Raw genomic sequence first — 20,021 nt, forward strand, 5'->3', positions numbered from 1 at the left:
TCCCACGTTTCCGCGCGGGAGCCGAGTGGATTACCTGCTGGGATAGATCGAGACGTACACGGCCGTGCGTTCCGAGGCCGGATCACGCGGTCTGGCCTTGAATTCTTCGAGAAGTCCGTAGAGCCGCCGCTTGAACTCCTCGACGTCCTCGGCACCCACCTGGACCACGAGCCGGGCCGTCTCGGTCTCCGCCAGGTTCGTCTCCGCCATTTCGGCCAGATAGGCCTCGAGCATGGCCTGGTTGACCGAAACCGCGTCCTCGCCGTCGTTGTCCAGCTGCCAGGAAAGCCCGGTGGACAGGTACGGGATCTCCTTCGCCCCGCGCGCGCCCCGGCGCGGTTCCTGCGGCACGAGAAAACCGGTGTCCACCAGCCGTCGCACGTGGTGCAGCGTCGTCGCCGGGTCGCGGCCGAGCCGCGCCGCCAGCTCCTTGTTCGTCATCGCCTCGAAAGAGGTCAACCGGATGATGCGCAACCGTATTCCGGACGCGAGCGCGGCCGCCTCGGCTTCGGTGGAGGGTCGTCGTTTCTGCGGCACCCGAGCAGCCTAGACACAGTGATTGACACTTTCCAATCACTCGGCAACACTCGATCGGGTGCGTCGCGACTCACTGTTCTTCCACGCCGATTTCCGCCGGCTGTGGGCCGGGGACACGGCGAGCCAGCTGGGGATGTTCGTCGGGATCACGGCCATTCCGCTGCTCGCCGCCGTCACGCTGGCCGCCACCCCGTTCGAGATGGGCCTGCTGACCATGGCCGAGACGCTCGGCTTCCTCGTCATTGGCCTGCCCGCGGGCGTCTGGGTGGACCGGATGCGCAAGCGGCCGCTCATGCTCGCCGCCGACCTGGTCCGACGGTGTTCTTCGACGTCTCCTACCAGGCGTATCTGCCCGCGCTCGTCGGCCGGGAAAAGCTGCTGGAAGGCAACGCGAAGCTGCAGGGCGTGCAGTCGTCGGCGCAGATCGCCGGACCGAGTCTCGCCGGCGTGCTCGTGCAGTTCGTCGGCGCGGCCAGCACGGTGCTGGTCACCGGACTCGGCTACCTCACTTCCGCGCTGTGCCTGTGGCGCATCCGCACCGTCGAAACCCGCCCGGAGCGCACCGCGCAGGACCGCCTGGTGCCGCAGATGCTCGAAGGCCTGCGGTTCGTCGTCTCCGACCGGCCGCTGCGCTCGATCGTCGCCTGCACCGCCACCTCGAATTTCTTCGGCGGAGTGACGCAGGCCGTCCAGGTGCTGTTCCTGACGCGCACGGCCGGGCTGAAGCCGGCGGAGGTCGGCGTCCTGCTCGCGGTGAGCGGCATCGGCGGCATCGCGGCCGCGCTGTGCGCCGGGCCGATCGTCCGCAGGATCGGGCAGGCGCGGTCGATCTGGCTGGTCCCGGTGCTGTTCTGGCCGGGCGAAATCCTGATCCTGTCCGCCGCGCCGGACTGGCGGATGGGGATCGCCGGACTGGGCATGGCCGCGTTCGGGTTCGGCGTGATCCTCTACAACATCGCCCAGGTCTCCTACCGGCAGGCGATCACGCCGGACCGACTGCTGGGCCGGATGAACGCGAGCGTCCGGTTCGTCGTCTGGGGAGCGCTGCCGCTCGGCGGGCTGCTGGGCGGCGGGCTCGGCGAATGGCTCGGGCTCACCGGCGCGCTGTGGATCGGGACCGTCGGGCCGATCGCCGGCGCGCTGTGGGTGATCTGCTCGCCGCTGCGGCGGATGCGGGACCTGCCCACAGGCGGGGAAATCGCTGTACCCGCCCCGTAAAGTGCGGGCATGGACGAGAAGATCCCGCACAGAGTCGGCGTCGACGGCCTGACCGCCAAATGGGTACCGGTGTGGGAACGCGAAGGCGTATACCGGTTCGACCGGACGCGCCCGGACGTCTACTCGATCGACACGCCGCCGCTGACCGCGAGCGGTTCGCTGCACATCGGGCACGTCTTCTCCTACACGCACACCGACGTTCTCGCGCGCTACCAACGGATGCGCGGCCGTTCGGTCTTCTACCCGGTCGGCTGGGACGACAACGGACTGCCGACCGAACGCCGCGTGCAGAACCATTTCGGCGTGCGCTGCGAGCCGTCGCTGCCCTACGACCCGTCGTTCACCCCGCCGGAAAAGCCCGGCAAGAACGCGATTCCGGTGTCCCGGCGCAATTTCGTGGAGCTGTGCCGGCAGCTGACCGAGACCGACGAGAAGGTGTTCGAGGAGGTCTGGCGGAGCATCGGGCTTTCGGTGGACTGGACGCTGGCGTACCAGACGATCGATCCGGCGACCACGGAAATCTCGCAGCGCGCGTTCCTGCGCAATCTCGCGCGGGGCGAGGCCTACCAGTCCGAGGCTCCGACGCTGTGGGACGTCACCTTCCGCACCGCTGTCGCGCAAGCCGAACTGGAGGACCGGGAACGGCAAGGCGCGTATCACGACCTCGTGTTCACCACCGGTGACGGCACGGAAGTGCTGATCTCCACGACGAGGCCGGAGCTCCTACCCGCGTGCGTCGCGCTCGTCGCGCATCCGGATGACGAGCGGTACCAAGGCCTTTTCGGGAAGACCGTGCGCACTCCGGTGTTCGGCGTCGAGGTGCCAGTGCACTCGCACCACCTCGCGGATCCGGAAAAGGGCACCGGCATCGCGATGGTGTGCACCTTCGGCGACACCACCGACGTCACCTGGTGGCGCGCGCTGCAGCTCGAAACCCGTCCGGTGCTGGGCCGCGACGGCCGGTTCCGCGCCGAGCCGCCGCAGGGCGTTCCCGCCGACCGGTACGAACCCCTCGCGGGCAAGACTGTCCACACTGGACGGCAGATCGTGGTCGACCTCCTGCGGGAGGCGGGGGCGCTGCGCGGCGAGCCGCGGCCGATCACGCATCCGGTCAAGTTCTACGAAAAGGGCGACAAGCCACTGGAAATCGTCACCAGCCGGCAGTGGTACCTGCGCAACGGCGGACGCGACGAAGCCCTGCGCGCGAAACTGCTGGAGCGCGGCGAGGAGCTGAACTGGGTCCCGCCGCACATGCAAGTCCGCTACCGCAGCTGGGTCGAAGGCCTGACCAGCGACTGGCTGATCAGCCGCCAGCGGTTCTTCGGCGTGCCGATCCCGGTCTGGTACCCGCTGGACGCCGACGGGGAGCCGGACCACGACGCGGTGCTGACGCCCGAGGACGCGAGCCTGCCGGTGGACCCGAGCACCGACGTTCCGCCGGGCTACGCCGAGGAGCAGCGCGGCGCGCCGGGAGGGTTCGTCGCGGAGGCGGACGTGATGGACACCTGGGCGACGTCGTCGCTGACGCCGCAGATCGCCGGGCGCTGGAGCCTCGACGACGACCTGTTCCGGCGCGTGTTCCCGTTCTCGCTGCGGCCGCAGGCGCACGAGATCATCCGCACCTGGCTGTTCTCCACCGCGGTACGCGCCGAACTGGAGGAAGGCGTGCTGCCGTGGCGGGACGCGGTGATCTCCGGCTGGGTGCTCGACCCGGACCGCAAGAAGATGTCGAAGTCGGTCGGCAACGTCGTCACTCCGGCGGATCTGCTGGAGCGGCACGGTTCCGACGCGGTGCGGTATTGGGCGGCGAGCGCGCGGCCGGGCGTGGACACAGCGGTCGACGAAGGCCAGATGAAGGTGGGGCGACGGCTCGCGACGAAGCTGTTGAACGTGAGCCGGTTCGTGCTCGGTCTCGGGTCGCCCAAGCCGGAATCCGTCGCGACGGAGCCGCTGGACCGGTCCGTGCTCGCTGCGCTGGCGAAGGTGATCGAAGAGGCGACGGCCGCGTTCGAAGCGCTCGACCAGGCGCGCGCGTTGCAGGTGACCGAGACCTTCTTCTGGACGTTCTGCGACGACTACGTGGAGCTGGTGAAGGGACGCGCGTACGGCGATCTCGGCACCGACGCGGCGGAATCGGCCCAGGCGGCGCTGCGGACGGTGCTGTCGGCGTTGGTGCGGATGTTCGCGCCGGTGCTGCCGTTCGCCACCGAAGAGATCTGGTCGTGGTGGCAGGAAGGCTCCGTGCACCAGGCTTCCTGGCCGACCCCGCCGGAGAGCGACGGGGACCGCACCCTGCTGCCGCTGGCCGGTTCGGTCATCGCCGCGGTGCGCCGGGCCAAGTCCGACGCGAAGGTTTCGATGCGGACCGCCGTCGAAACGCTGTCGGTCACCGCTCCGGCGGACGTGCTCGAAGGCTTCGCCGGAATCGCCGAGGACGTGCGGATCGCCGGGGTGGTGAACACCGTCGCCACCCAGGAGGGCGAACTCGCGGTGGCGGTGACGATCAGCTGATCAAGCGCCCGCGGCGAGCCACCAGGCCTCGTCGAGCTCGCCGCGGGCCACGATCTCGGCCGGTCCGGTCAGCGTGGATTCGCCGCGCCCGACGGTGACCGACACCCGGCCGCCCGGGATGTCCACTGTGGACTCGCCGGTGTCCTTGCCGGCGAGGTGCAGCGAGGCGGCCACCGCGGCGACCGTGCCGGTGCCGCAGGCGCGCGTCTCCCCCACGCCGCGTTCGTGGACGCGCATCCGCAGCGCTCCCTCGCCTAGCACGTTGACGAACTCGAGGTTGACGCCGGACGGGAAGAAGTCGTGGTCGAAATCGGGCTGGTCGCGCAGGTCGAGGCCGGCGATGTCGGTGTCGGTGACCGACACCAGGTGCGGGTTGCCGACGTTCACCGCGACCCCGGAGAACGGCTGCCCGGCCACCACGGTCACCGACGTGCCGGTGATCGCCGCCGGGCCCATCTGCACGGTGACCGAACGGTCCGGGTGCACGACGACCGGACGGTCGCCCGCGCGGGTGCCGATGACGAACTCGCCCGCCTCGGCCAGCCCGGCGTCGACCAGGTAGCGCGCGAAAACGCGGGTGCCGTTGCCGCACATCTCGGCGATCGAGCCGTCGGCGTTGCGGTAGTCCATGAACCACTCGCCCGCCGAAGACACTGCCTCTTCGCTCATTTCGGTCGCCCGGACGACGCGCAGCACGCCGTCCGCGCCGAGGCCCCGCTGCCGGTCGCACAGCGCGGCGACCCGCTCCGCCGTGAGGTCCAGGCGGCCGGCCGCGTCCGGCAGCAGCACAAAATCGTTCTGCGTGCCGTGGCCCTTGAGGAATTCGATGCCGCCCATGCGTCCAGGCTACTGGTCGAGCGCGGCGAGGACCCGCGCGGCCAGGTCCGCCGAGCCGCCGTCGAACCACTGGATCCGCTTGTCCCGGCGGAACCACGACCGCTGCCGCCGCACGAACCGCCGCGTGGCCTGCGCGGTCGCCGCCGCGGCCGCCGCGAAATCGCCTTCGCCGTCCAGTTCGGCCAGCACCTGCTGGTAGCCGAGGGCCCGCGAAGCGGTTTTCCCGTCCCGCAAACCGCGGTCGAGCAGCGCGCGCACCTCGTCCACGAGACCGGCCTCGAACATCCGCTCCACGCGCAGGTCGACGCGCTCGTCCAGCTCGGCGATCTCGCGATCGATCCCGATCAGCACGGTGTCCCAGCGCGCCGGGCCCGGTTTCGGCAGGTTCGCCGAGAACGGCTCGCCGGTGATCTCGATGACCTCCAGCGCCCGCACGATGCGGCGGGTGTTCGTGGGCAGGATCGCCGCCGCGGCGGCCGGGTCGCGCTCCCCCAGGCGGGTGTAGAGCGCGGCGGTGCCGAGTTCCGCTGCCTCTTCGTCGAGCCGCGCGCGCACCGCGGGATCGGTGCCGGGGAACCGGAGATCGTCCAGGACCGCTTGCACGTACAGCCCGGAGCCGCCGGTCAGCACCGGAACCCGGCCCGCGGCGAGAATCCGCTCGATCGTGCCGCGCGCGTCACGCTGATAGGCGGCGACCGAGGCGGTCTCGGTCACGTCGAGTACGTCCAGCAGGTGGTGGCGGACCCCTCGCCGCTCCTCCATGGTCGCTTTGGCGGTGCCGATGTCCATGCCCCGGTAGAGCTGGAGCGCGTCGGCGTTCACCACCTCGCCGTCCAGCGCCAGCGCGAGTTCGACGGCCAGCGCGGTCTTCCCGGTGGCGGTGGGGCCGACGACGGCCACCGGACGGGGCCGCTGAGCAGGGCTGATCACGCCGGAGAACGCTACCCGGCCGGGGCGGGACGCGGGCACGGAGCGTCAGGGAGAAGTAGGATCAACGCTTTCAGGCGGCTCATCCAGTACCACGGCGCGCGCTGAGCTGCTTGAATGCCGCTGGGGCCCCATGCCCCCGGCAAAGCACGACAACAGCGTAACCCGGCCCCGCTCCCGCGGCGGGGCGCCCGCAGCCGCGGGCGTACAGGCGATAAGGAGCCTGCGATGGCCCAGGAGAACACGTCCCCCGGCACCCCGGCGCCGCACCCGGTGCCGCACGCGCAGGGCGCCGGCCATGCCGCGCCTCCGGTGCCGCCCGCCGAGCCCAACCCCGCCACCTGGGGCCGGGTCGACGGGGAAGGCACTGTTTACGTCTTCACCGCCGACGGCGAACGCGAGGTCGGGGTCTGGCAGGCAGGCACCCCCGAGGAAGGGCTGCTGCACTACGCGCGCCGCTTCGACGACGTGCGCACCGAGGTCGAACTGCTCGAAACGCGGCTGAAGTCCGGAGCGGGCGATCCGAAGCACGCGCTGCAGAGCGCCACCCAGATCCGCGACGGGCTCGGCGAGGCGGCCGTCGTCGGCGACCTGAAGGCGCTCGCCGCGCGGCTCGAGTACGTGATCGGGCTGGCGGTGAAGGCGCTGGTCAACGTCAAGCACGAACGCGAGGAAGCCCGCGCCGCGGCCGTGGCGCGCAAGCAGGCGCTGGCCGACGAGGCGGAGAAGATCGCCGCCGAGTCCACCCAGTGGAAGGCCGCTGGCGACCGGCTGCGCGCGATCCTCGACGAATGGAAGACGGTCAAGGGCGTCGACCGCAAGACCGACGACGAGCTGTGGAAGCGCTTCTCGAAGGCCCGCGAGGCGTTCAACCGCCGCCGCGGCTCGCACTTCGCCGAACTGGACAAGCAGCGGGCGAGCGCGAAGCAGCGCAAGGAAGAGCTGATCGCCGAGGCCGAGGCGCTGTCCGACTCCGACGACTGGGGCGCCACCGCGGGCCGGTACAAGGAGCTGATGGCCGAGTGGAAGGCCGCCGGGCGCGCTCCGAAGGACAGCGACGAGGCGTTGTGGCAGCGGTTCCGCGCCGCGCAGGACGCGTTCTTCGCCCGCCGCTCGGCGGTGTTCTCCGAGCGCGACGCGGAGTTCGCCGGCAACGCCCAGCGCAAGGAAGAACTGCTGGTCGAGGCCGAGAAGATCGACGTGGCAGCCAATCTCGACGCGGCCAAGGCGGCGCTGCGCCGGATCCAGGAGCAGTGGGACGAGATCGGCAAGGTCCCGCGCGACCGCATCCGCGAACTGGACGGACGGCTCAAGGCGGTGCAGGACGCGGTGAAGTCGGCCGAGGACAGCCGCTGGCGGCGCACCGACCCGGAGGCGCAGGCGCGCGCCGCGCAGTTCCGGGAGCGGGTCGAGCAGTTCGAATCGCAGGCCGCGAAGGCCCGGGCCGCCGGGGACGAGCGACGGGCGAAGAAGGCCGAGGAACAGGCCGCCCAGTGGCGGGAGTGGATGGAGGCCGCGGAAGCCGCGGTCGCCGATCGCTGACCTGAGTCACGAAACGGCCGGTACCGCTCGGTACCGGCCGTTTTCGTCGCCAGGCTCTGCCTGTCCGTTTCCGTGCGGAGCCGTACTCGACATCGCCGGGGTGGTATCAGCATGCCGATCGGTTTCCCCAGGATCGGACCGCACCCGATCACCACGACCCGGCGCCCCCGAGCGGAACGTCGCAGAAGTCCAGCAGGCGAAGGATCCCGCCCGGGGTGCACGCGGGGAAGCCCGGCTCGCCGAACGCAATGCTCGCGAGACTCCGCATGGTCAAGCAGTCAGGAGCGGGAGAACGCCGTCCGCATCCAGAGCGTCGCCAGGATGATCGTCGCGATCCACGCCACGATCATGCCGATCCCCGGACCGTCTCCGGCCGCTCCGCTGGCGTGCGCGGACTGCTGCGACCAGATCGCCAGCATGCCGTCGACCGAGGCGAACCAGCCGCCCGCGGCGCTGCACCACGCGACCCACCAGCGGCGGGACACGAGCGCGACCGCGCCGATGAACAGGCCGACCCCGGTGGATGTCACGGCGAACAGCTGCGGGACCCCGCCCGCCTGGCCGGCCAGGGTCTCCCAGCCCGCGCGGCCTTGGGCCCACGGCAGGATCTGCGCCACGAGCAGCACGAACATCAGCACCGAGATGGTGAAGCCGCGCCTGCCCAGCTCGACCGTCCGCGCCACGCGGCGGCCCGCGTCGTCGATCTCTTCGCTCAGCTGCCGGTCGACGTCGGCCGGCGTTCCCGGTTCGCTCATCCTGCACACCCACTCACCGGGGCCGGCTGCGCCGCCGGGGCTCCGAAGCCCGGCAGTCCCAGGGTGACCCCGCTCGTCTTGGGCCGAAGACCGGCTTCGGCGTTGTCGCCCGCTCGCGTGCGGCGATGGGTCAGAAGGTCGCCGTCGGCCACGAGGTGGTGCGGCGCGCCGTAGCTGATCACCGTCTCCACGACGTCGCCCGGCCGGACCGAGCGGTCGACGGCCGGACCGGACGGCGTGAAGTGCACCAGCCGTCCGTCGCGGGCGCGTCCGCTCATCCGGTGCGTCTCCGCGTCCTTGCGGCCCTCGCCCGCGGCGACCAGCAGCTCGACCCGGCGGCCGACCAGCTTGCGGTTTTCTTCCCAGGAGATCTCGTTCTGCAGCTCGACCAGCCGGTCGTAGCGCTCCTGCACGACCTCCTTGGGCAGCTGCCCGTCCATCTCCGCGGCGGGCGTGCCGGGGCGCTTCGAGTACTGGAAGGTGAACGCGCTGGAGAACCGCGCGGCGCGCACGACGTCGAGCGTCGCCTGGAAGTCTTCCTCGGTCTCGCCGGGGAACCCGACGATGATGTCGGTGGTGATGGCGGCGTCCGGCATCGCGGCGCGCACCTCGTCGAGGATGTTCAGGAACCGCGTCGACCGATACGACCGGCGCATTTCCCGCAGCACCCGGTCCGAACCGGACTGCAGCGGCATGTGCAGCTGGTGGCAGACGTTCGGGGTCTCGGCCATCGCGTCGATCACGTCCGAGGTGAACGCGGCCGGATGCGGCGAGGTGAACCGCACGCGCTCCAGCCCCTCGATCCCGCCGGTGGCGCGCAGCAGCTTGCCGAACGCGAGCCGGTCGCCGAACTCGACGCCGTAGGAGTTCACGTTCTGGCCCAGCAGGGTCACCTCGAGCACGCCCTCGGCGACCAGCGCCTCGACCTCGGCGAGGATCTCGCCGGGACGGCGGTCGCGCTCCTTGCCGCGCAGCGACGGCACGATGCAGAACGTGCAGGTGTTGTTGCAGCCGACCGAAACCGACACCCAGCTCGCGTAGGACGATTCGCGGCGCGCGGGCAGCGTGGACGGGAACGTCTCGAGCGATTCGAGGATCTCGACCTCGGCCTCGGCGTTGTGCCGCGCGCGCTCCAGCAGCGCCGGCAGCGAGCCGATGTTGTGCGTCCCGAAGACGACGTCGACCCACGGCGCGCGCTTGACGATGTCGCCGCGGTCCTTCTGCGCGAGACAGCCGCCGACGGCGATCTGCATGTCCGGATTGGCGACCTTGTCCGGGCGGAGGTGCCCGAGGGTGCCGTAGAGCTTGTTGTCCGCGTTCTCCCGCACCGCGCAGGTGTTGAACACGACCAGATCCGGCTTCGCCTCTCCCGCGGCGGGGACGTAGCCGGCTTCCTCGAGCTGCCCGGCGAGCCGTTCGGAGTCGTGCACGTTCATCTGGCAGCCGAACGTGCGAATGGAGTACGTCCTGGGCTGCTGATTCTTGCTCATCGCAGCTAAGGGTAACCCTGGTGCCGACAGGAGCTGTCCGCCGCCCGCCTGGCTGTCCGACCTCGCGTCGTCAGGATTGACGAGACGATCAGCTGCCTGCTTCAAGCACCTTCCGTCCAGAACCTGTTGAGCCGCGCTATCGCCTCATCACGACCCATCGCAGCAACCTCGGCCTCAGGCATCCCAACCTGATGAATCAGCGTGTGGACAACCTGCGCGGGAACTGCAGCCTCGGCGACAGGGCGGATAACTGACCTCTCCGGGACTTCACCTTCCTTCACACATGCCCAGAACTCAGCTTCGGACACGCAGAGCTGATCGCGCAGGATGGCCCGCCACATGGCGGCACCGTACGTCGTCCGATTCGGCGGACGAGAAATCCTCGTTCGCAGCACCCGCCCATCAGGCAGATACAACTCGTACGTCACGTGGTGCGTCACCGAGCGCCCGCGCGCGTCCCTGACCAGCTGCCATCCCTCAACCTGACAGAAGGTGTCGTGATCGGCCCGGGTGGGCGCAGGCCAGCTCATCGATCGCCGTTCACCAGCCAGGCCTGCAGTTCGGAATCACTGCTGAGCTCGATCAGCTGCACCAGCCCCCAATTGTCCCGGTGGTTGGGGGCATCACGCAGATGATCCTGCCAATCGTCGGCGTACTCCCGCAGGGCTTGAACCATGTCAGCAACAGCGTCATCGAACGACTCCGCGTCCGCCGCGACCGGAAGCCCCGGGATGAAGACCGACCAGCCCCCTGCTTCTCCCACAACCTGAGCACGAGAGGGAACGACGGACATGAGGAAATGCCGGAGCCGCCCCACGTCGACGATCGCGACCCGGCCGCTGTCGCGACGAACGGTAGACACACGCCCCTGCCCAGCAGCGTCGAAGACGTTCTTCAAGTGCTTGCGAGCTTCGCTGACGCTGTCGTAGTGGACCGAGGCGTTCACTGCAGCTCCCTCCCGACACACGTGGACTACCGACGACGCATGGCACGCACGATGGTTGATGCAATCCAGTATGAAGTTGTACACCACGTACGTCAAGTACATCGTGTACATGAGGTGCTCGACGCCAACCCAGCCGACGCGAAGCCTGAGACAGCAGAAGATGTCGCCTGCGCAGGCTCCGCCAACCGGCACTCAGCTCGGAACCCCTGAACCAGAATCGGCCCGTTGGCCGCTCGGTTGCAAATCTGGACAGACCTACGTGCGGATCTGGTACGTTTTCGCGTTCATCGTGCTCCAGCGTAAACCCCGGGGGCCGCGCCTGGCCCGGCACCCGCCCGCCCGGGCGTTATCGGACCGGCGCCCACGCAATTCCGCTAATCGGGAAATGTGCCGTTGACCGGGAACGGAAATGCGCCGAAACGGCCATCGGCGAACAATTTCCGCTATTGTTTTCCGTGCGCTGCCGAAGATAAGATCAGCGCTATTGTTCCGAATCGGACCGCCGCCGCTCTGGAGGAAAAGTGCGCAAGGTTTTCGCCTGCTCCGCGGCTGCTGTCGCGAGCACGCTCGTCGCCGCCGCCGTGGCGGCCGCGCCGGTCGCCGCGGCCCCGGCCCCGCGGTCAGTCACCTGGTCGGCCGACCCGGCTGACGGCGTCGGAGCATTAAACTCGATCCAGTGCGCCGACGGCCACTTCAAGACCGCGACCGACGCCGCGAAGGGCAAGGTGTGGGTCGCCGAGCAGCTCGCGCAGGAGGAACGCTGCGAGGCGGTCGGCCCGGACCTGACCGCGGGCAAGACCTTCTACCTCGGCTGGTCGTCGAAGTACCGCATCACCGACTCCACCAGCCGCTACGTGTTCCAGCTGAAATGCAGCCCGAGCACCGGCACCGCGAACCACCCGATCGTCCTCGAGGTGATCGGAGGGAAGCTCCGGCTCGAGGAGTGGACGACCGACCACACGAGCGTCAAGCTCTGGGACACGCCGATCTCGAACGACCAGTGGCACGACATCGCCTTCCGGATCTCGACCGATCGCACCAAGGGCACGATCCAGTTCTGGTTCGACGGCAAGCGGCAGACGTTCTTCGACGGGTCGACCACCTACACCGGCACCACGATCGACGGAGACCGCAACTACCTGAAGTGGGGCGTCTACCACCAGGCCGACCAGACGGCGACGCAGTGGCTCGGCAAGATCCGGATGGGCGACAGCCTGGCCGACGTCACCGGCTGACCTCTGGCACCATCGCCCCATGCGATGGAGGCTGACCGCGGCGCTGGCAGTGCTCGTGGTGCTGCTGAGCGGGTGCGGGCCGAGCTTCGCGAACCTGCACCTGCGCGTCGCGGCCGGGTCGGTGGGCGGTGTGTACCACGACCTCGCCGGGCCGCTGGCGTCGGCGTGGGCGGGCGAACTCGGCATCGAAACGCCCGAGGTGCTCGCCACCCAGGGGTCGCGCGACAACCTCAACCGAGTGCTTTCCGGGGGCGCGGACGTCGCGTTCGTCGCCGCGGACCTGGCCGCGGACGCGGCGGCCGCGCACCCCGGCAAGCTCGCCGCGCTGGCCCGCATCCACGACGACTACCTGCACATCGTCGTCCGCAAGGATTCGCCCTACACGTCGGTGCCGATGCTGCGCGGCCGGCACATCGCGGTCGGCTCTCCCGAATCGGGCGTCGAGTACATCGCCGACCGGGTGCTGCAGGTCGCCGGGCTGAGAAGCGCGGTCGAGGTGAACCAGCTGAGCCTCGAGGAGTCGCTCTCCGCGCTGGCCAGCGGCAAGATCGACGCGATGTTCTGGTCCGGCGGACTGCCGACGCCGCTCATCACCGAGTACAACCGCAAGGTCGGCCTGCGGCTGCTCGACATGTCCGCGCTGATGCCGGGCATGCAGCGGTTCAGCCCGGTGTACGGCACCGCGACCATCCCGGGCAGCACGTACGACCAGCCCGGCCCGGTCACGACCCTGGTGGTGCCGAACTTCCTGGTCGTGCCCACCTCGATGTCCGCCGACGTCGCCGAAGCGCTCACCAAGGGCCTGTACGACGCCCGGCCGCGGCTCGCGGCGGTCAACCGGGCCGCGCTGTCGATCGACGTGCATCCGGGGATCGAGACCGGACCGCTGCCGCTGCATCCCGGCGCGCTGGCGTACTACCGCGCGGAGAAGGTCTAGCGCGCGACCGGGAAGTCCATCGCGACCCGCAGCCCGCCTCCGTCGGGAAGGGACAACCGCAGCTCGCCGCCGGAATGCCGGACGATCTCGGTCACGATCGCCAGGCCCAGGCCCGACCCGGGCACGTTCTGGTGCGCCGTGCTGCGCCAGAACCGGTCGACCGCCCGCTCCAGTTCGTCTTCCCGCAGACCGGGGCCGTGGTCGCGGACCGAGACCGTCACGCGGTCCCCGGCCACGCTCGCGGCCACCTCGACCGAAGTGCCGGACGGGCTGAACTTGAGCGCGTTGTCCAGCAACGCGTCGAGCACGACCTCCAGCCCGCGCGGCGGCACGAGCACCCGCGCACCGCCGACGTCCACCGCGCTCTCCAGCGACACCTCGCGAGCCGCGCCGACCACCGACCAGTCGGCGACGCGATCGGCGATCACCTCGGCGAGGTCCTCGGAAACCAGCTCGCCGCCCGCGGATTCCGCGCGGGCCATCGACAGCAGCTCGTCGAGGATCTGGTTCAGCCGCTTGGCGTCCACCTGCGCCGCTTCGAGATCGGCGGCCGCGGCGTCGTCGGCGACCTGGCCGTCGAGATTGCCCAGCCGGATCTTCAGCGCGGTCAGCGGATTGCGCAGCTGATGCGAGGCGTCCGCGACGAACGCGCGCTGCGCGGCCAGTGCTTCGGACACGCTCGCCGCCATCCGGTCGAACGACCGCCCCAGCTGCCGCAGCTCCGGCGGACCGCCGCTCTCCCCCACCGGCTCCGCCTCTCGGCCGCTGACCACCGACGCGACCAGCGCGCCCGTCGCCTCGTCGAGCCGCCGGACCGGCCGCAGCGTCCAGCGCACCACCGGCAGCGCGACGAGCAGGGCGAGCCCGAACGCGACCAGCGCGCACGCGGCCAGCATCAACCACTGCCACAGCAGCTGGGTGCGGACGTGATCGGTCGCGGATTCCGTCACAACCGCGCCGCGCACCTCGCCGTCGATGAGGATCGGTTCGGCCAGCACCAGCGGTTTCGTCGCCCACGGCAGCAGCAGCGGCCCGGCTTCGGGCGGACGGGCGGCGAGCGCCTCGTTCACCGGCACCCGGATCGCGTCCCGGTCGACGCGCGCGGCGTCGGTGCCGCCCAGCGAACTCAGCACCGGGTCGCCGTCCTGGTTCACCACGATCACTTTCACGCCGTACACCTCGGTGTAGCGGCGCAGTTCGGGTTCCAGCAGCCCCAGCTGGTTGTCGAGCAGCGGACGCTGGGCGAGCGAGGCGAACCGCGAGGTGTCGGTGAGCCGGTCGAGGAAGAGCTTCTGCTGGAGGCTGCTCGCGATGCTGAGCGCCAGCGGGATGCCGAGGCCGAACACGAGCAGCGCCACGAGCGTGACGACGATGCCCTGCAGCCGGACGCGCATCGGTCAGTCCCGCCGGATGCCCAGCCGGTAACCGACGCCGCGGACCGTCTCGATCAGCGCCGGGCGGCCGAGTTTCGTGCGCAGGGTGGCGACGTGCACGTCCAGCGAACGGCTCTCCGCGGCGCCCCGGTGTCCCCACACCTCGTTGAGCACCTGCTCGCGCGAGCATACCGCGCCGCCCGCCGCCGCGACCAGCGCGAGCACCTGGAACTCCTTGCGGGACAACGCGATCGGCTCGCCCGCGACCAGCACCTCGTGCCGGGAGAGGTCGATCCGCACGTCGCCGACCTCGACCACCGGCACGGACGGCGCGGGCCGTTCCACGCGGCGGCGCCGCACGGCTTCGACCCGCGCGAGCAGCTCCTCCACGTCGTACGGCTTGACCAGGTAGTCGTCGGCGCCGGCGCGCAGGCCGTGCACTCGGTCGTTCACCTCGCCGCGCGCGGACACCACGATCACCGCGACGTCGCTGACCGCCCGGATCTGCCGGCAGAGCACCACGCCGTCGACGTCGGGAAGGCCCAGGTCGAGGAGGATCACGTCGACGTCGTGGACCCGGTCGAGCACCCCAGCCCCGGACGGCAGCCGCTGCATGGTGAGGCCGCGGCGGACCAGCGCGGGCACGAGCGCTCCGGCGACCCGGTCGTCGTCTTCCACCAGCAGCACGCGCACGCTTGCTCCTCCCCGGTGATCCAGACCACGGTAGCCGGAACTCTAAGGCGCCACGCCCGGCGGACACGGTGCGTGGCGGCCGACACAGTCCCGACTAGGCTGAACGCTGCCGACGGCCGCGCATCCGATACGTAGTTGAAACCCTAAGTATTGCTCAAGCCGTCTTTACAAGAGATGTCCCGGTAGTAGGTTTCCGCAAGCGTTGCGGAACCCCCGGTTCCGCGGACGTCGCTGACCAACGGAGCTCTGGAGGCCACGATGACCACCGAGGTGGCGACGCCGATGATCAAGGCGGCCGCCGTGAACAAGTACTTCGGCGATCTGCACGTGCTGCGCGAGATCACGCTCGAGGTGCCGCGCGGGCAGGTCGTCGTCGTGCTCGGGCCGTCCGGGTCGGGCAAGTCGACGCTGTGCCGCGCGATCAACCGGCTCGAGCCGATCAACTCCGGCGAGATCGCCGTGGACGGCGTGCCGCTGCCCGCCGAGGGCAAGGCGCTCGCCGCGCTGCGCGCCGACGTCGGCATGGTCTTCCAGCAGTTCAACCTGTTCGCGCACAAGACGATCCTCGAGAACGTCATGCTCGCCCCGGTCAAGGTGCGCAAGACCGCGCAGGCCGAGGCCCGCAAGACCGCGATGGAACTGCTCGAGCGCGTCGGCATCGCGAACCAGGCCGACAAGTACCCGGCCCAGCTGTCCGGCGGCCAGCAGCAGCGCGTGGCGATCGCCCGCGCGCTCGCGATGAAGCCCAAGGTGATGCTGTTCGACGAGCCGACCTCGGCGCTGGACCCGGAAATGGTCCAGGAGGTGCTCGACGTGATGACCGGGCTGGCGAAGGACGGCATGACCATGCTCGTGGTCACGCACGAGATGGGCTTCGCCCGCCGCGCCGCCGACCGCGTGATCTTCATGGCCGACGGCGAGATCGTCGAGGACACGACGCCGGAGGAGTTCTTCACCAAGCCCAAGTCCGACCGCGCGAAGGACTTCCTCGGCAAGATCCTGACCCACTGACCCGTTCGGGGGAATCCCCCGGCGCCCCGGGTCCGGGGTGGCTGTAATCGGCCCGGACCGGTTCCGACGTTCCCGGACAGAAGTTTCCCGGACAGACATTGGAGAGACTGACATGAGGATCCGCACCCTCGCGGCCACCCTGCTCGCCGGCGGGCTGCTGCTCACGGCCTGCGGCAAGGAAGGCACCCCGGCCGGTTCCGGCGGGGACGCCAACACGAACACCGCCGCGCTGCCGACCTACGAGGTGGCCAAGGACGTCAAGCTCGACGGCTCGCCGGTGTTCGCGAAGATGAAGTCCGCCGGCACCATCACCATCGGCGTCAAGGACGACCAGCCCGAGCTGGGCCAGAAGGACCCGAAGACCGGCAAGTTCCAGGGCTTCGACATCGAGATCGCCCGGATGGTCGCGGCGGGCCTCGGCTTCAGCGAGGACAAGATCAAGTACACGACGGTCGACTCGGCCGCCCGCGAGCAGGCCATCTCCAACGGCCAGGTCGACCTCTACGTCGGCACCTACACCATCAGCGACAAGCGCAAGAAGCTCGTGTCGTTCGCCGGCCCGTACTTCCAGGCCGGGCAGGACCTGCTGGTGCGCAAGGACGACAACTCGATCACCGGGCCGGACACGCTGAAGGGCAAGAAGGTCTGCTCGGTCACCGGATCGACCCCGATCCAGCGCGTGCGCGAGCAGAAGCTGACCGACCAGATCGTCGAGTTCCAGAAGTACTCGCAGTGCGTGGAGAAGCTGACCACCAAGGACGTCGACGCGGTCACCACCGACGACGCGATCCTCAAGGGCTACGCGGCGCAGGACCCGGACAGCTTCAAGGTCGTCGGCAAGCCGTTCTCGAAGGAGCCCTACGGCATCGGCCTGAACAAGGACGACAAGGTGCTGCGCGACAAGATCGACGACCTGCTGCAGGCCGCCGAGTCCAACGGCACCTGGAAGAAGATCTACGACGCCACCCTCGGCAAGTCCGGCGCGCCCGCGACGCCGCCGGCCATCGAGCGGTACTGACCTGATCTCCGGCGGCCGGTGGGCGAAGTTTTCGCCCACCGGCCGCCGCACACCCACTATCGGCACACGGACGCGGGGAAGGCTCCATGGACGTCCTGCTCGACAATCTGGACCTCTTCGGTCCGTTCTTTCTGACCACGATCGAACTGTTCCTGATCGCGGGAGCGTGCAGCCTGGTGCTGGGCACGATCCTCGCGATGCTGCGGGTGAGCCCGGTCCCGGTGCTGCGCGCGATCGGCACGACGTACGTCACCATCCTGCGCAACACGCCGCTGACGCTGGTGTTCGCGTTCCTCGTGTTCGCCTACCCGCTGCTCGACATCGTCAAGATCGACTACTTCCCGACCGCCGCGGTGGCGCTGACGATCTACACGTCCGCGTTCATCTGCGAGGTTGTGCGCTCGGGCATCAACACGGTGCCGCTCGGCCAGGCCGAAGCGGGCCGCGCGCTGGGTCTGTCGTCCGGGCAGATCCTCGGCGGCATCGTTCTCCCGCAGGCGCTGCGGTCGGTCGTGCCGCCGCTGGTCAGCATGCTCATCGCGCTGCTGAAGAACACGACGATCGCCAGCGGGTTCTCGGTCGCCGAGGCCGGCGCGATCCGGCAGTACGTGTCCGAACGCGGCGACAACCAGATGATCGCGCTGCTGTGGGTGGCACTCGGCTTCATCATCCTCGTGTCGGTGCTGTCGCTCGTGCAGCGCAGCCTGGAGAAGCGCTGGAGCGTGGCCCGATGAGCACGGTTCTTTTCGACACTCCGGGCCCGAAAGCACGGATGCGGCACCGGATCTACGCGGCGCTGGGCATCGTCGTGGTCGCGGCGCTGATCGCGTTCGTGATCTACCGCTTCGTCGACAGCGGCCAGTTCACCGGCCGGAAGTGGGAGTGGCTGCAGTACTCCCAGGTGCAGAGTGACCTCGCGAGCGCCGTCCTGGCGACCGTGAAGGCCTTCGCGCTGGGCGCGGTGCTGGCCATCGTGTTCGGCGCGCTGTTCGCCGCCGGACGGCTCTCCGATCACACGTGGGTGCGCGGGATCTGCACGTTCGTCGTGGAGTTCTTCCGCGCGATCCCGCTGCTGATCCTGATGTTCCTGTTCTACTACGGCCTCCCGACCCTCGGCGTCGACACGTCGCCGCTGTTCGCGGTCGTCCTCGGCCTGACGCTTTACAACGGCTCGGTGCTCGCGGAGGTGTTCCGCGCGGGCATCCTGGCGCTGCCGAAGGGCCAGAGCGAAGCCGCGTACGCGCTCGGCATGCGCAAGACCCAGGTGATGTTCACGGTCCTGCTGCCGCAGGCGCTGCGCGCGATGCTGCCGACGATCATCAGCCAGCTGGTGGTGCTGCTCAAGGACACCGCGCTCGGCTTCCTCGTGACGTACCCGGAGCTGCTCTACTACGCCCGCTACATCGGCAGCCAGGGCGCGTTCGGCCGCCCGATCGTCCCGTCGACCCTCGTGGCCGCCGCGATCTACATCGCGATGTGCCTCCTGCTGACCGCGCTCGCGACGTACCTGGAACGCCGCAACCGCCGCAGCAAGAAGCACATCGAGACGGACGAGGGCACCAAGCAGGCGGGGCTCGTCGCCGGCGCGTCCACCAACGTGCTCGGTGGTGCTGGGCCGGTCTGACGGTTCGTTCTTTTCGCTGGAAACCCCTGGTGCCGCTTTTCTGGCGGCGCTGGGGGTTTTTCAGCTGTGCGCCGTCGGGTGTCGTGGCTGGTACAGCGGGAGAAGGCTGCCGCTGGGAAGGCGGAGCGACACTCGGGTGCCCCAGGATGCGGTCGTCGGCTCGCCGTCCACTTCGGCTCCTTTCGCGGTCAGCTGGCGGACTGTTTCGGCTAGGTTGTCGCACATCAGATAGAACTCCTGTTGCGGCGCTCCCTCCGTGGGATGCACTGCCAGTTCCGTTGGGGGCAGGCGGAAAATGAGCCAGCCGTCGCCTGCGTCGACGTGTCCCAGTTCTAGGACGTCCTTGAGGAACTCTCGATCTGCTGCCGCGTCCTTGCTGTAGAGGATTACGTGTGAGCCGGTGATCATTGTTGTCCTTCCGGGAAGTTCTTGCTGGGCAACGGGAATCGCCTTGTTCGCGGGGACGAGCCGATCGAGTGATGCGGTCCGGGCGCGGGCCCTGCTAACGTTGAGTTCATCAAAGCAGTACATCTCAAGTGACGTGAGCCCGCGAGCTTTCTCGCAGCGGCCGTTGCGATTCCCTTTCTCTCCCAGTGCGTTGGCCAGCGCATTGGTCGGTGTGGTCTCGCCTGCGCGCGGTGAGGGCACGCTGTCCGGAACGGGAATCGCGACGACTGTGCGGGAGACCCGTCGCCGAGGCCTAGCCGCCGGGTTCGTCCCGTCATCACGATCGGACTCGTCAGCCAAGGAGGGACCGCCTATCGCCCAACCACAACTGAATACGCCCGCAACCCCGCGCGTGTGGAGTCGATGCGTCCGGAGTGCAGACCCGTAGCGAGCGAACGAGCAGGCACGCCACCTGCGGGCAGGCGGGCACGCCACCGCGAACGAGCATGCTCACCTCCGTTAACCATGCTCACCTCTGTCAACTCGGCAGGCCCGCCCTTCGAGCAGGCAAGCCCACTGGCGGGCACATAGGCGCCTTGAGGAGAGCCCGTCTCCGCTGGTCGAATCGGCCAAGCCGAGTTCGTGCAGTCGGGTCGGCAGGTCGTCAGCGGAAGCCAGACTTCCGGGGCTGACAGGCCAGTCACGTCGAGCAGGCAGGCACCCGACGACGACGATGAGCAGGCTGACCTTCGCGAACGGCAGGCACGCCGCCGCGAGCAAGCCAGGCCCACTCCCGCGAGGCGCCAGCCGTGCCACGGCGAGCAAGCCAGGCCCACCCTGCAAACCGCGAGGCCCGCCACGGCAAGCAGGCACGCCCACCCCGCGGCCGCCAGGCACGCCATGGCAAGCAAGCCAGACCCGCCCCGCGAACCGGCGAACCCGCCACGGCACGCAAGCCACGCCCGCCCCGCGAACCGGCG

At 69.5% G+C, this 20,021-nt stretch carries 18 protein-coding genes and 1 pseudogene; 9 read left to right on the forward strand and 10 right to left on the reverse strand.

Going from position 1 to position 20,021, the window contains the following annotated elements; translation table 11 throughout:
* Positions 1 to 30: 30 nt before the first annotated feature.
* On the reverse strand, positions 31 to 537 hold the full coding sequence (locus tag L942_RS01370; protein ID WP_037353779.1) for an ArsR/SmtB family transcription factor: 507 nt from the start codon (positions 535 to 537) through the stop codon (positions 31 to 33).
* 58 nt (positions 538 to 595) lie between these two features.
* Here L942_RS01370 and L942_RS01375 point away from each other — a divergent pair.
* Both L942_RS01375 and valS read left to right on the forward strand, forming a co-directional pair.
* Positions 596 to 1,755 (forward strand): annotated as a pseudogene (locus L942_RS01375) (MFS transporter).
* 9 nt (positions 1,756 to 1,764) lie between these two features.
* Complete coding sequence (gene valS, locus L942_RS01380) at positions 1,765 to 4,266, forward strand: valine--tRNA ligase (protein ID WP_037353781.1); 2,502 nt, start codon at positions 1,765 to 1,767, stop codon at positions 4,264 to 4,266.
* Here valS and dapF read toward each other — a convergent pair whose 3' ends face one another.
* Positions 4,267 to 5,103: a diaminopimelate epimerase gene (gene dapF / locus L942_RS01385; RefSeq protein ID WP_081654898.1), complete on the reverse strand. Its 837-nt coding sequence runs from the start codon at positions 5,101 to 5,103 to the stop codon at positions 4,267 to 4,269.
* A 9-nt stretch (positions 5,104 to 5,112) separates the two neighbouring features.
* Positions 5,113 to 6,033 carry a tRNA (adenosine(37)-N6)-dimethylallyltransferase MiaA gene (gene miaA, locus L942_RS01390; protein WP_037353850.1) on the reverse strand — a complete coding sequence of 307 codons (921 nt, stop codon included), beginning with the start codon at positions 6,031 to 6,033 and terminating at the stop codon, positions 5,113 to 5,115.
* 225 nt (positions 6,034 to 6,258) lie between these two features.
* Between miaA and L942_RS01395 the strand changes: the two genes are divergently transcribed.
* Entirely contained in the window at positions 6,259 to 7,572 is a 1,314-nt protein-coding gene (locus L942_RS01395) for a DUF349 domain-containing protein (protein ID WP_037353782.1), read from the forward strand.
* A gap of 278 nt (positions 7,573 to 7,850) precedes the next feature.
* Here L942_RS01395 and L942_RS01400 read toward each other — a convergent pair whose 3' ends face one another.
* The 4 genes from L942_RS01400 to L942_RS01415 form a co-directional block, all read right to left on the reverse strand.
* Positions 7,851 to 8,327 (reverse strand): Rv2732c family membrane protein, encoded by a 477-nt coding sequence (locus L942_RS01400; protein WP_037353785.1) that lies wholly within the window; start codon positions 8,325 to 8,327, stop codon positions 7,851 to 7,853.
* Positions 8,324 to 9,817: a tRNA (N6-isopentenyl adenosine(37)-C2)-methylthiotransferase MiaB gene (gene miaB / locus L942_RS01405; protein WP_037353787.1), complete on the reverse strand. Its 1,494-nt coding sequence runs from the start codon at positions 9,815 to 9,817 to the stop codon at positions 8,324 to 8,326. Before miaB ends, L942_RS01400 begins: the two co-directional genes overlap by 4 nt.
* 101 nt (positions 9,818 to 9,918) lie before the next feature.
* Positions 9,919 to 10,158 carry a hypothetical protein gene (locus L942_RS45165; protein WP_235078842.1) on the reverse strand — a complete coding sequence of 80 codons (240 nt, stop codon included), beginning with the start codon at positions 10,156 to 10,158 and terminating at the stop codon, positions 9,919 to 9,921.
* A 185-nt stretch (positions 10,159 to 10,343) separates the two neighbouring features.
* Positions 10,344 to 10,763, reverse strand: a complete 420-nt coding sequence (locus L942_RS01415) for a prevent-host-death protein (protein ID WP_037353853.1) — start codon at positions 10,761 to 10,763, stop codon at positions 10,344 to 10,346.
* 521 nt (positions 10,764 to 11,284) lie between these two features.
* Between L942_RS01415 and L942_RS01420 the strand changes: the two genes are divergently transcribed.
* Together L942_RS01420 and L942_RS01425 are read left to right on the forward strand one after the other, a co-directional pair.
* Entirely contained in the window at positions 11,285 to 11,998 is a 714-nt protein-coding gene (locus tag L942_RS01420; protein ID WP_037353794.1) for a heparin lyase I family protein, read from the forward strand.
* Positions 11,999 to 12,017: 19 nt separating this feature from the next.
* The gene (locus tag L942_RS01425; protein ID WP_037353796.1) at positions 12,018 to 12,935 is read left to right on the forward strand and encodes a TAXI family TRAP transporter solute-binding subunit; all 918 of its coding nucleotides are present in this window, start codon (positions 12,018 to 12,020) and stop codon (positions 12,933 to 12,935) included.
* Here the strand turns inward: L942_RS01425 and L942_RS01430 are convergent.
* Positions 12,932 to 14,329: a sensor histidine kinase gene (locus L942_RS01430; protein WP_037353798.1), complete on the reverse strand. Its 1,398-nt coding sequence runs from the start codon at positions 14,327 to 14,329 to the stop codon at positions 12,932 to 12,934. The two genes, L942_RS01425 and L942_RS01430, sit on opposite strands and share 4 nt — an antisense overlap.
* Before the next feature lie 3 nt (positions 14,330 to 14,332).
* Entirely contained in the window at positions 14,333 to 15,001 is a 669-nt protein-coding gene (locus L942_RS01435) for a response regulator transcription factor (protein ID WP_037353800.1), read from the reverse strand.
* A 282-nt stretch (positions 15,002 to 15,283) separates the two neighbouring features.
* Between L942_RS01435 and L942_RS01440 the strand changes: the two genes are divergently transcribed.
* The 4 genes from L942_RS01440 to L942_RS01455 all read left to right on the forward strand — a co-directional run bounded on the left by L942_RS01440 (position 15,284) and on the right by L942_RS01455 (position 18,654).
* Positions 15,284 to 16,012: an amino acid ABC transporter ATP-binding protein gene (locus tag L942_RS01440; RefSeq protein ID WP_200862670.1), complete on the forward strand. Its 729-nt coding sequence runs from the start codon at positions 15,284 to 15,286 to the stop codon at positions 16,010 to 16,012.
* Between the two features lie 112 nt (positions 16,013 to 16,124).
* Entirely contained in the window at positions 16,125 to 17,030 is a 906-nt protein-coding gene (locus L942_RS01445) for a glutamate ABC transporter substrate-binding protein (RefSeq protein WP_037353806.1), read from the forward strand.
* Positions 17,031 to 17,116: 86 nt separating this feature from the next.
* On the forward strand, positions 17,117 to 17,764 hold the full coding sequence (locus L942_RS01450) for an amino acid ABC transporter permease (RefSeq protein ID WP_037353809.1): 648 nt from the start codon (positions 17,117 to 17,119) through the stop codon (positions 17,762 to 17,764).
* Positions 17,761 to 18,654 (forward strand): amino acid ABC transporter permease, encoded by an 894-nt coding sequence (locus L942_RS01455; protein WP_037353813.1) that lies wholly within the window; start codon positions 17,761 to 17,763, stop codon positions 18,652 to 18,654. The genes L942_RS01450 and L942_RS01455 overlap by 4 nt, the downstream gene beginning before the upstream one ends.
* Before the next feature lie 60 nt (positions 18,655 to 18,714).
* Here the strand turns inward: L942_RS01455 and L942_RS45170 are convergent, their stop codons facing one another.
* The gene (locus L942_RS45170; protein WP_235078843.1) at positions 18,715 to 19,401 is read right to left on the reverse strand and encodes a VOC family protein; all 687 of its coding nucleotides are present in this window, start codon (positions 19,399 to 19,401) and stop codon (positions 18,715 to 18,717) included.
* Between the last annotated feature and the right edge of the window lie 620 nt (positions 19,402 to 20,021).

It is taken from the genome of Amycolatopsis orientalis DSM 43388 (assembly GCF_000411975.1).
Taxonomy (GTDB): domain Bacteria; phylum Actinomycetota; class Actinomycetes; order Mycobacteriales; family Pseudonocardiaceae; genus Amycolatopsis; species Amycolatopsis orientalis_D.

Coding starts and splice junctions, on each gene's coding strand:
- L942_RS01395 (WP_037353782.1), top strand. CDS start 6,259: ATGGCCCAGGAGAACACGTCCCCCGGCACCCCGGCGCCGCACCCGGTG.
- L942_RS01425 (WP_037353796.1), top strand. CDS start 12,018: ATGCGATGGAGGCTGACCGCGGCGCTGGCAGTGCTCGTGGTGCTGCTG.
- L942_RS01445 (WP_037353806.1), top strand. CDS start 16,125: ATGAGGATCCGCACCCTCGCGGCCACCCTGCTCGCCGGCGGGCTGCTG.
- L942_RS01455 (WP_037353813.1), top strand. CDS start 17,761: ATGAGCACGGTTCTTTTCGACACTCCGGGCCCGAAAGCACGGATGCGG.
- L942_RS01400 (WP_037353785.1), bottom strand. CDS start 8,327: ATGAGCGAACCGGGAACGCCGGCCGACGTCGACCGGCAGCTGAGCGAA.
- L942_RS01440 (WP_200862670.1), top strand. CDS start 15,284: ATGATCAAGGCGGCCGCCGTGAACAAGTACTTCGGCGATCTGCACGTG.
- dapF (WP_081654898.1), bottom strand. CDS start 5,103: ATGGGCGGCATCGAATTCCTCAAGGGCCACGGCACGCAGAACGATTTT.
- L942_RS45165 (WP_235078842.1), bottom strand. CDS start 10,158: ATGTGGCGGGCCATCCTGCGCGATCAGCTCTGCGTGTCCGAAGCTGAG.
- L942_RS01430 (WP_037353798.1), bottom strand. CDS start 14,329: ATGCGCGTCCGGCTGCAGGGCATCGTCGTCACGCTCGTGGCGCTGCTC.
- miaB (WP_037353787.1), bottom strand. CDS start 9,817: ATGAGCAAGAATCAGCAGCCCAGGACGTACTCCATTCGCACGTTCGGC.
- valS (WP_037353781.1), top strand. CDS start 1,765: ATGGACGAGAAGATCCCGCACAGAGTCGGCGTCGACGGCCTGACCGCC.
- L942_RS01450 (WP_037353809.1), top strand. CDS start 17,117: ATGGACGTCCTGCTCGACAATCTGGACCTCTTCGGTCCGTTCTTTCTG.